The 10378-nt window shown below is 68.1% G+C and carries 8 protein-coding genes; 3 read left to right on the plus strand and 5 right to left on the minus strand.

The genetic code is table 11. The annotated features are described in order from the left end of the window. Nucleotides 1-864 (minus strand): DUF6083 domain-containing protein, encoded by an 864-nt coding sequence (locus AB0924_RS31950; RefSeq protein WP_366913283.1) that lies wholly within the window; start codon nt 862-864, stop codon nt 1-3. Between the two features lie 168 nt (nt 865-1032). Further along, nucleotides 1033-1296, minus strand: a complete 264-nt coding sequence (locus tag AB0924_RS31955) for a helix-turn-helix transcriptional regulator (protein WP_366913284.1) — start codon at nt 1294-1296, stop codon at nt 1033-1035. Between the two features lie 437 nt (nt 1297-1733). Here AB0924_RS31955 and AB0924_RS31960 point away from each other — a divergent pair, with 437 nt between their 5' ends. The 3 genes from AB0924_RS31960 (at nt 1734) to AB0924_RS31970 (ending at nt 6976) form a co-directional block, all read left to right on the plus strand. After that, complete coding sequence (locus tag AB0924_RS31960) at nt 1734-2504, plus strand: hypothetical protein (RefSeq protein ID WP_366913285.1); 771 nt, start codon at nt 1734-1736, stop codon at nt 2502-2504. A 266-nt stretch (nt 2505-2770) separates the two neighbouring features. Then, nucleotides 2771-5245, plus strand: coding sequence for a preprotein translocase subunit SecA (locus AB0924_RS31965; protein ID WP_366913286.1), 2475 nt, complete (start codon nt 2771-2773; stop codon nt 5243-5245). A gap of 438 nt (nt 5246-5683) precedes the next feature. After that, nucleotides 5684-6976, plus strand: a complete 1293-nt coding sequence (locus AB0924_RS31970; protein WP_366913287.1) for a hypothetical protein — start codon at nt 5684-5686, stop codon at nt 6974-6976. A gap of 152 nt (nt 6977-7128) precedes the next feature. Here the strand turns inward: AB0924_RS31970 and AB0924_RS31975 are convergent, their stop codons facing one another. The 3 genes from AB0924_RS31975 to AB0924_RS31985 form a co-directional block, all read right to left on the minus strand. Then, a complete protein-coding gene (locus AB0924_RS31975) occupies nt 7129-7302 on the minus strand; it encodes a hypothetical protein (protein WP_366913288.1) in 174 nt (57 codons plus the stop codon). Between the two features lie 104 nt (nt 7303-7406). Further along, nucleotides 7407-9125, minus strand: coding sequence for a hypothetical protein (locus tag AB0924_RS31980; protein WP_366913289.1), 1719 nt, complete (start codon nt 9123-9125; stop codon nt 7407-7409). Nucleotides 9126-9501: 376 nt separating this feature from the next. Next, nucleotides 9502-10185: a DUF6308 family protein gene (locus tag AB0924_RS31985; protein WP_361937515.1), complete on the minus strand. Its 684-nt coding sequence runs from the start codon at nt 10183-10185 to the stop codon at nt 9502-9504. Between the last annotated feature and the right edge of the window lie 193 nt (nt 10186-10378).

The raw sequence follows: 10378 nt of genomic DNA on the forward strand, positions 1-10378 counted from the left end.
TCATCCCCTTCGGTGCGGGCGGGGGATGGGGCAGGGCAGGCGGGTGTGGATGTGTGCCGCGTGCAGGAGGGGGTCGAAGGGTTCCCAGCAGGCCAGGGCGAGGTCGGCGGCGCCGGGGGCGGTGGCATGGGCCGGGCAGCGCTGGGTGCGCCAGCGCAGCTGTTCGCCGTAGGAGAGGTGACCCAGGTCGTAGACGGCCATCAGGGCATCAGGCAGGGCGAGTTGGCCGTGCCGGACGGAAGCCGGCAGTAGTTTCCATGTCCCGGACGGGCCGACGGGGGCGAGGACGGGGTGGGGGCAGCGGTGGCGGTGGCGGGTCTGGGCGACGCAGCGCAGGTCCTCGAGCCGCTGCTGGGCGAGGTAGCGGCACAGCAGCAGCTGGACGACCGGGCGGTCGGGTCCGCCGGGTTTGGGGGCGTCGGGCTGCGGGGTGACAGGTGGGGCGGGGGTGAGGGACCCGGTGTCGATCAGACGGCGGGCGCGGACGGCGAGTTGGCGGCGGATCGCCTCAAGGCGGGGGCCAGGCCGGCAGGTGGGGGTACGGTGAGGGCAGAGCACGGCATGCGGGATGCGGCACCAGGCGCTGTTGTCGCCGTGCGGGTAGGCGATGCCACCGCTGAGGTGCCAGCGGCAGGATTCGGGGACGTCGATGACGGCCAGTTCCGCGGGATGCAGGGCGATGGGCCGCTGGTCGGGGCGCTGGTAGAGGTCGATGCGGCTGCCGCAGTGGCGGCAGCGGCCGGTTTGGCCGGTACGCAGCAGGCGACTGGGGCTGGTGCTGGTCACCCGGAGCGGGCGGGGGCTGCGGGTGGCGCGGGGGCTGCCGTCCCAGTGACGGCCGTCGGAGGCGGGCGTGGGGCACATGGCCCGGACCGTGCCAGGCGACACGCGGGCGTGAGCAACGTGTCGCGGGGATGTCCCCCGACCGGCCCAACGAGCCCGCACGCATGAGCGATAGGGCGGATGGTCGTTCTATGCCCGATTACCCGATCGGGTGATTCGCGACGTGGTCTGCCGGGGCGGAGCGAGGGTTCAGGAAGCGGCCGTGCCAGGCGGGGTGTGGTCGTCGCACAGGGCGCCCAGGAAGCGCTCGATGGGCACGTCGAAGGTGTGGGCGAGGGCGTGCCAGGTGGTGACACTGCCAGCGGTGCGGCCGTGTTCGAGGTCGATGAGGGTGCGCCGGGCCAGACCGCTGCGGTCGGCGAGTTCATCGAAGGTCCAACCGCGTTCGGCCCGCAGGCGCGCGAGCACGACGCGCAGCGCAGTGAGGTCGGGGTCGGGCGGCAAGATCGTCACCCGACCATCCGACGGTGCAGACCCCTGCCCCGTCAGTGCGGGTTTCTGCACTTTCGCCGGGGGTCGGAGAGTGAATCTGCGGTGCGGGAATCTGCACTACAGTGCGTCCGTCTCGGGGGCTGTCATGGTGAACCCCCGCCACGAGAAGGACAGACGGACGGGAGGACGACCAGCCCATGAGGCTCGGTGGCGCACATGCCGCAGTGCGGCGCATCTGGACAGTGGAACTGCGCCCTCAGGCGGGCGGCCCCACACTGGTCTGCCCCTCGTGTACCGCCCGCACCTTTCCCCTGCGAGCATCCTCCGCTCGGTCGGCCGCCCTGGCCCATCTGGCCTGCCATGCCCGCGCGGACGCATTGCCGGCGCACCTGCGCAGCTGCCAGTGCCGGCTGCGGGGCTGCGTCTGGCATCCGCGCCATCGCGGCTGTGCCGGGCGGGTGCTGCTGGCCCTGACCCGCGACCTCAGCGGCCGCACCTGGCGGCTGGCCGACGCGTGCGCGGCCTGCGCGGCGGCGACCAGCAACACCGCCGTGGTGCCGGACACACTGCTCAGCCCTCGCCGACCGGCCGCATCAGCCCCCGTCCAGCCGCGGGTACACGGAGACGAGCGGCAACGGGTACGGGAGATGCTCACCCACCTCGCCTCCACCCTCGGCTGCGTCACCTCTCCCGCCGCCCGCCTGCTGGCCCTGCAATGCGCCCTGCGCGCCGACGCCCACGGCTGCGCCCGGCTGCCGGCCGGCCTGCTGCGCGGCATGCGCCTGCACCGGCACACCGAGGCGTGGCAGGAACTGGCACAGGACGACTGGCTCGACCTGCCCGACCCCCGGACATCGCCGTTGCAGGTGCGGCTGCTGGATGACGCGGCACTGAAGCAGGCCCCGGGCCGCAGCGCCCGCCGGCGCGCCGCCCACTGGGCCCTCAAGCCCACCCCGCTCATCGTTCCGGCAGCGGCAAACCCCGCAGACCGCCTGGCCGCGCTGGTCCTGGCCGCCCACACCACCACAGCCGGCCCCGCAGCCGACATGGCCGTCGTCGCCCGTCTGTGCGGGCACTCCCCCCACCAGACCGGAGCGCTGCTCGACCGGCTGGTCGCCGGCCGTACCCTGGCGGCCTGGCACCATCAGCGGGACACCGACGAGGTGCACTGGCAGCCGGCTCCCCTTCACCGGCCCGTCTCCGGCTCCGCGGACTCGTCTGCGCACTGACCGCCGCCAGGTTCGGTCAAAGAGCTTGGAGTAGAGGGCGATCGAGCCTTCCAGTTCGGCGAACGCAGGACCCATGACATGGCGGTCTTTCATCCAAGATGATGCTTCATCGACAGTCGATACAGCCTCTCTCAGCCGGGACCCCCAGTCCGGCCGCAGGTCGAATCCACGAAACGAACAGGGAGAGCGGGCGTGGATGCACCGGCTGATCGAAGCGGATCCGAACCGTTCGCTGATCGGTCCCGATACTGTGGTGAGGTTGGCTCATGGGTTCCCGATCGAAGCGCCGTGAAGCGCGCAACAGGCGGCAGCGCCGTTCCGGTCCGACGTCGCCGGTGTTCGACCCGCACGCGCAAGTGATGGTGGACTCCTTGACTGCCTTGATGGCGCTCATGGCCACGTTCGCTGGCGATGATCCTGCCGCGGCGGTCGACGCAGCATTCGACAAGGCTGTCGACGAGCTCGTCGCGAAGCTGGGGCGGTTCGACGCGATCCGGATCATCGAGGTGGCTCGTCAGCGGTTCCTGCCGATGGCGCGCGAAGGCGAGACGCCCGTCACTGTGGAGGCGGGCGCCGCGTACCTGGAACTGCTGGCGCTGGTCGCTCTCGCCGCCCGGCAAGATTCGGCGACGGCTGGTGCCCCCGCAGTCGAGGACCAGGAGATGAGCCACTTCGTCTCCGAGGCGAAGGACGAACTCGACGGGATCCTCCGCCTTGCACAGATACGGTCCTTCGCCGCCGTTGACCCGACCGACAAGCTTGCCCTCGTGTCCATGCTCATTCGTGGCGCCGAGGTATGGATGCGCAACTCGTCCTACCCGGAGATGGTCGCAACGACCAACCTGGCGCTTCTCGACGGCAACCCGAGCGTTCGCGCGGCGCTGAATGCCGAACTCGGCTTCGACGCGACCGACGCCCTGGCTGTCCTCGACGCATGCCACCACCTGCAGGAGGCTGGTCTGAATGACCGCCTCAAAGCAATGGGGGACACAGTGCTGGACGCGATGGCCGCGGTGGAGGCGGGCCGGGCGGACGACGGGCTAGCAGAACTCGCCAGGTCCAGTGTCATGTCGATGTTCGAGCCCGACGGCGACCAGGCTACTGTCGCGATCGACGACGTCGTCGCGCGCACGGGCATTGCTGTTGAACGTGTGGGGGCCGTTGTCGAAAGGTTCCGCCTCGACCTCGGGACGGCCAACCCTGCGGACGTCATCGATGCGTTCACCACCGGCAGGAACCCGCTGCGTAGCCGGCCACTCGTCGTCGCTGACAACGGGCGCTTCATGCTGCCGCACCCGGCGTTGAGCGTATTCGCCGTCCGGGAGAACCTCGAAGAGCATCTGAAGACGTCGCCCGTATGGAGCCAGTACGCGAAGCATCGCGGAGACCTTCTCGAGTCCCGCACGCGCGACGCGCTCGACCGCGTACTCCCCGGGGCTCACTTCCGGGACGCGTTCGAGTACTACGTGCCCGCGAATGACAACGAAGCCAAAACTGCTGATCCGGCGAAGTACACCAAGCGCGTCGAGGGCGACCACCTCATCGTCCTCGACGACGTCGCCCTCATCGTGGAGGACAAGGCCGTCGCGTTGAGCGCCCTGTCCCGCGGAGGGAAGACGACACGGATCCGTACTGATCTGACCGGCATCATCACGAAAGCAGCCGAGCAGTCCGGCCGCATGCGGGATGCAATCGAGCGGGACGGTGGCCTACGTATCGAAGACGAAGGCTGGGTCGACCTCAGCCACATCCGTGAGATCCACACCATTGCCGTCAGTCTCGACGACCTCTCGACCGTCCTGACCGCCACCGCAGAGCTGGTGCGGGCCGGGCTGCTCACCCCCGACAACGTCCCCTGGACGGTGTCCCTGCACGACCTCGAGCTGATCACTGAACTCGTCGCACGCCCGGCCGAGTTTCTCCTCTACCTGCGTCGGCGCCGCAACCCTGATGTCACCGTCATGTTCCATGCACCGGACGAACTGGACCTGTTCCTGTACTTCTTCGAGGCGGGCCTTTGGGTCGAACCCGACCCGGCACAGGTGTGTGCCGCATTCCCGTTCCTCCCTGAGCCGACCACGGCCGAGCTGCGCCGCTACAGGGCACAGAAGCCGAGCTTCCTGACCAGCCGAACCGACGTGCTCGACAAGTGGTTTCACACCAAGGGACGTGATGACACAGGTTCGGGGTCCGCACCCAAGCCGGCGATGGTGCCCTCCCCACTCGCACCTCTCCTCGACCAACTGCAGTCATGGAACGTCACCGGATGGCTCAGCATCGGCGCGACGCTGCTATCCCTGGCAACGCCCGCCCAGCACAAGTTCGCGCGCCACGGTGACATCCTCCTCAACAACCCGCGCCCGAACAGCCAGGGCCGCAGCATGACGGTGCCCGTCACGGCCAGCGTCGATCCGGCCGAAGGATGGTTGTTCGTGTGGGCGACGCGCCCAGCTGGACAGGACCCCGACGACGCCGAGAAGAACCTCCGTGGCTACCTGCGAGCCAAGAAACATCAGCTCGGCCTGCCGCGTGGCGTCGTCTTCCTCTACGACGAACCGACTCGCGATCTCGTCGGGGCCCTCTACGACGGACACATCGGGCCGCTCGACGCCGCGCTGACCGCCACCTTGCAGTCGTTGCGGCCTGCGTCAGAACTTCAACGCTCGATCCACCCGAACGCCAAGCGGCCACCACGCGGCACGAAAGACACTCCGAAACAGAGGCAGAAGCGAAAGCGGTAGCCCCTCGTGCCAGGGCTGCCGAACATCACAGGAAAGTCGTCTCGGCAGGCCGCCAAGCCAAGTGGCACGCGGCCAGCGCCGGTGCGAGGAGAGGCTCTGTCTCGCGCAAGGAGGCGGTGCTCCGGCCGGTGTTTGCGCGGCTCGGCCTGGACCGACGCCCCGGCGCGGCGAGCGTATGTCGGCTGGCGACCGGTGGTCTTTTCTGTCCCAGCGCATACCCAGGCGGCTTCACTGGTCCGGTGCTGTCCGAGCCGGTCCGGCTCACAAGCTCTAGTTCGGCCGGATGTCGGCATCATCGCGCAATCCTGACCGGCGACCTCGCCCGGGCCCATCCGTGTCCCGCTGCACGATGTCAATCCGCTTGCACCGCACAGGATTCAAGCCTCATCCTGACCAGTTCGCCAGACGCATGCCTAGGAGAGGTAGGAAAGGTCGCGCATGGATATCAAGCCGTTGGAGGAACTGCAGGCCGCCGACGAACGCTCACTGCGCTTCACGCCTCTCGGCCTGGGCCAGATGCAGCCGGAGGACGCCGCCGACTTCCAGCAGCGTGTGATCGCGGGGCTCAGGCTGGCCGACGATGTCGCTGAAACAACCCGACACAAGTTCGAGCAGTTGCGCACCGCTCACAGCCACGGAGTGCTCTGCTACGAACTGTTCACGCTGGTGGCAGACGTGGCCCGGCTGACGCTGGAGCAAGCGTTGCGGGACCGGTTCGTCGCCCACCATGGACAGGTCGTCGAGGTCCGGGATCGCAAGAGGCACGAGCACCAGATCACGATGACCAGCTACAGCGACTTCTTCGAGCAGTACAAGAAGGTGCGCGGCGCGGAGATCCGCATGGGCACTTCCCGGGTGTGGGAGCCGTTCAATGCCATGCTCGACGGGTTGCTGACCTGGGCCCGCCGCGAGGGCATGTTGCGCGGGCAGCGCAACCGGTCTCTGGAACCGGTTCTGCGCAGGCTGCGGAACATGGTGGCGCACGGCACCTACCACCTGACCTCTCCGGTGGAAGCTGCCAGGGAGCTTTCCGACCTTGCGGAGATCATCAATCACCTTTGGGGGCACGCGACACCGGGAGGCCGGCTGTATCCGGCACCGCTCAGCCGGAGCATCATCGCCATCGGCTGGAGCGACAACGGCGAGTACACCACGGCTGGCTACGCCAGCCAGCTGGCCCAAGAGGACGAGGAGGGGAGGTTCACCTACGTCCTGGTCCGTGCCGTGTTCTGCCCGGGCGGAGTCACTGACCCGAACCTGATGGAGTTCGATGCTCGAAGCGCCACCACCGTCTTCCCCGCCCAATACCTATGGGGTCCTGGACCGCGTGCAGAAGCCATCGCCTGGCTGGACGACCATCAGCCTGAGCCCGATCTGTGCGACTACCTCGATCAAGTGGTCCTCGTACGCGTCAACGATGGCCACGTCTATCTGCCGATGTACCCGGGCGTGGCAGCCGGACTCCCCGGAGCTGAGCAGGACGGCACCTGGTACGCGCTTCGTGTCGACCGCGGGCTCGACGGGCTCGCCCATGTCCGTGCCATCGCCGATGCCGGAACAGAGCATGCCCGTGATGGCGAGTGCAGTGCGTGCCCCGTCGAAACGCTCGCCAGCGGAGACCTCACAACGGTCCTGCAGGCAGCGCGCCACGCGGGCGCAGACGCCACGCCATTGCCCGTTCCGGACGTCCGCACGCCCTTCGCCGACTGGCTTAACCGTCCGGCATCCTGAGGAGGCGAGCGGGTGTCTGATCCCATGCGCTGTTCACGACAAACCCTACTCCGCACCGACATCTTCGAAGAAGAAGACTGTCGGCGCGAAGCAGACTTCAAGCGTAGCTACCGCAGCTCAAGCGACGGTTGGTTCGAGCCGTCCACCAAGTCCTACGCGTCCTCATCCGGAGCCTTCGCGAGCTGAGCCAGTACAGAAGCCGCGTAGCCGAGCCAGGTGTGCCGGGGCAGACGTCCGCGTGCACCGAGTGCGATCTCCTCATCATCGGCCCATCCACGGACGACGCCCTCGGGAATGAGGCTGTCGTCGCCGAGGAAACTCGCCATGCCGACAGCATGGAGCTGGTAGGAGGCCAGGACTCGAGCGCCCAACGCGCCATTTGCCCTGACCTCGATCCCCGCCTTCCGCGCCCATTGGCGAGCCGCCTGGGTCAGCTCCCGATCCACCCGGCCTCGCGGGAGGGCACGGGATGCATCTTGTCGGCATCCGCAGCTCTTGGTGTTCCCGCGAGTGACCTCGGCCTGCGGAAGCCCGGTGACGACCGTCTTACACCTGCACTGGTAGTCCCGCAGCGATCCAGCTCGCTTCTTCGGATTGGGGTACGGGGGCCCACCGGTGTCAGCCAGCTGTCCGCATGTGGCTCGGTGGCCTTCAGTTGCCGTGGTGCGGCGGCCGCTTTCGAAGCCTTGGGAAACCGGCGGGGCTGGTATGGCATACCTAGCAGAGCCTTCTCCACGTCGGCCGCCGCTGTCTCCGTGCCGTGCTCCAGGTAGCTGGCGAGGCCGGGCAGCGGGTGCAGGCCAAGCTGGTGAACGCGCAGCAGGACTGCGACGGCTACCTTCCACGCGCTCCAGCCTGAGCCGACAACGACATCGTGAGGTCCAACCGGGTCAAGGTCTTCGCGGACCCGGATCACCGTCTGGCCGGCAGCGGCCAGACGATCGGTCTTCAGGCGGTCGTCGGCTGCGCGGTCGCGCCAGGACTCAGGTCCATGGGTCTTCCAGCCGTCGAACTCCACAACGAGTTGCAACGCCTCTTCCCACATGTCGACCCGCACGCCGCGGTACCGCTTGCCGGGCGCTGGGGCGAGTGGAATCGGCGCCTCGAGCTCCAAGGCGGGCAAGTGGGGACACAGCTCGTGGTAGAGCGCCAGCGCCTTGGCGGAGACGTTTTTGCTGCACTTCAGACAGCCAGACCGCAGCGCCTTCGCGGTGCGGCGGTTGGGCGGTGCCGGCCAGTCCTCATGCTCCCCTTGTGAGGACGTACAGCGCCACGTCACCTCGATCTTGGACCCGACGGTGGTGTTGTGCGCGTTCCGGCCCGCCGGGCCACGCACCCATTGCTCCGCGAGCTCCGGATACCACGCAGCCAGGCTGTTGGAGGCGTCGGCTTGGTCGGAATTGCAGACCGGGCAGCCGTTGATCCCAGCCGCTTTCCCGTTCCTGCTCCGCCGGCCGGTGCGGCTCTTGGTGGGCTGCTTCCAGATATGGGTCGCCCAATACCATTCTCCGGTCCCAGGCTGGACAGCAGGAACCTGATGCCACCAGGTCACCGGCTTGTTGCTGCCGTAGCTGATCTCCTCTGGCGCACCAGAGTCGGGGTGGAGCTCAGCGGCCAGCGCGGAAATGGCCGCCACGGATCGCTCGAGAGCGGGTTTCTCTCCTGGCCGCGGGGCCGCGCCGGAGCACTTCGGGCACATGCTGGGCCGGTCGGTGCGGCTGCGGTCCTTCGGCGGAGCCATCCATGAGCCGTGTCCCGGTTCTACAGTGCAGCGCCATCTTCTGTCGGTCGCATCCCGCACGCCCACGAGCGCGGGATCCGCCGTGTCCGCCCACTGGTCCTTCAGCACCGTGACGTCGGCTACCGACAGCTCGCGTGGATCGGGGGCAGCCTGCATGGCACTGAGGATGTTGTCCCGGAGCTCCCGGTTGGCAGCATTCTGCTTCTCAATCTTCGCGCGTACCTGTTCCAGCGAAGCGGTGACCTCAGCACGCCACTGCTGCGTGAGCTCCTGCCAGAACTTCTTCTGACGCTCGTACTGATCTGCGCGGCACAGACCGACGAGCGACTCCGGAAGAACAAGCGCCTGCGTGCGTGGCGGCTCAACAGCTGAAGTAGCCCTGGCTCTCGGCGAGGAGGCAGCGGTCATGCGCCGATGATGGCGTACAGCACTGACATCGCCCCTCCTTGGCTGTCCCCGCTCCACCGACGTCTGAGAGTTGTCGGTGGCGGCGACGATGCCGCCCTCGGGTCAGGAGCGTGGACCAGGCTAGGGCACTGCCGGGGCTGTCGCCCTTGACGGTCACGGCGCCTTTGCTGCTTCGTACGCATGAGCTGTCTTGGGAGGCTCTGGAGCACCTCGTGGTGGCGTTGGCGGTTCAGGCCGACCATGCTCTGGAGGCCCGGGCCTTCGGGCACGGCGGCCAGGCCCAGGACGGGGTCGACGTGGTGGCGTTCTTCGCTTCTCAGCCCGCCGCGGTGTCAGGCCAAGAGGTATGAAAAGTTCGCCGGCTTCGCTGCCGACGTCAGCGAGGGCAGGCGTGCCCCTCCGCTCGGTGCCCCATCCACACCGCCACGTCGCATATCCGCAGCGCACTCACCGTCTCCGGCACCCCCGCGACCTGGCGCAGCTTGAGCAACTGGCGGTGCAGGGCGCGATCGTCCGCGCGCAGCGCGGTATGCAGCGCAAGCCAGAACGAGGGGCGGGGGCGGCCCAGAGCGCAGCGCACCACCTTGTCGTAGACCGGTAGCAGGCGCGGACGCTTCCTGGCCAGGAGCTTCCCAGCGATCACCCACCCGACATCAAATTGACCTTCGAGCAGTCGCCAGGCGCGGTCTGCCGGCGAGCCGTCGGCCACAACGACCGCGTCGGCATCAACCATGTCGATGTCCCTGGGAATGGCCTGCAGCAGACCGGACAGCCGCGCGCCGAGGCGGCCCTCCAAGAGGTCCAACGCGACAGGCGCCGGAACGGTGACCGACAACGCCTGCACCGCGACCAGGTCCTCCGCCGTGATCCGGTCGGCCACCTCCGGCCTGTCTCCCCCACCAGCCAGATGCTCGAACCGACTGCCGGTGAACCCGGCCACTCCAGTCGGCAGACCTACACCGAAGTAGCGCCGCAGATCACCCACAGCACGCTCGGCACCCATCCGTTCTTTCAATCGCTGTCCCAACGGCGACAACGACGCTCCACTGGGAGAGATCACGCGAATCCATCCTTCATCGAGATCATAAGCAAAGCAGTCTGCAGCAGGACGGTCAGGCGGGCGTGTCAATACAGACGCAGCTGTCAGGCGCCACACCGCCACCACGGCAGGACGACGGCAGCTTGTACTCGCGAAGCGGCACAACCGGGTTGCGGTCCGTTCGGGCCCTCTCCAGCAGCGTGGCATGCCCAAG

It is taken from the genome of Streptomyces sp. NPDC047869 (assembly GCF_040704065.1).
In the GTDB taxonomy this organism is placed as follows: domain Bacteria; phylum Actinomycetota; class Actinomycetes; order Streptomycetales; family Streptomycetaceae; genus Streptomyces.